At 64.1% G+C, this 543-nt stretch carries 1 pseudogene; it reads right to left on the reverse strand.

Annotated features, from left to right (window positions below):
- Nucleotides 1-543 (reverse strand): annotated as a pseudogene (locus tag FHD67_RS20300) (transposase family protein); the annotation flags it as partial.

Below are 543 nucleotides of genomic sequence, written 5' to 3' on the forward strand. Positions count from 1 at the left end.
TGGTTCGAACGCTCTGGCCGCAGACGGATGCATGACCCGTCGTTCAGCCAGAGCCGACCCTTCTTTGGTTGCTTTTGTGGCACCTTCAGCCCCTCCCGCCGCCAGATGCGCTCGACCCATTTCACGTTCACTGCCCAACCGGCCTCGCGCAGAAGGGCGTCGCCGGTGGTCGCTCGGACCAGTGGCGCAACCACCGGCAACTCCGGCGGTATCCGTAGCGCCCATATTGCGAGGCGAGCGCGATGATGTCGGCCGTCAGGACGTTTTCATCGGCCCGTCCGCTCGGCACTTTCCGCTGTGTCGAGCGATGCTGCCCGAGCACGCGACAGGCGAGCCGTTCCGAGATCCGGAGCTTCTGCCTGACATGCTCGATGCAAGCACGGCGGCGGGCGGGGCTCAGAAGTTTCCCGATGCCGCCTCCCGAAGGATGAGCTTCTCGAGCGTCAGGTCAGAGACGGCCTTCCGGAGCCGCTCATTCTCCTTCTCCAGCTCCTTCAATCGCTTCACTTGGTCGGTTTTCAGCCCACCGAACTCCTTGCGCCA

Origin of the sequence: Paracoccus haeundaensis, from assembly GCF_006239215.1 — a bacterium.
In the GTDB taxonomy this organism is placed as follows: domain Bacteria; phylum Pseudomonadota; class Alphaproteobacteria; order Rhodobacterales; family Rhodobacteraceae; genus Paracoccus; species Paracoccus marcusii.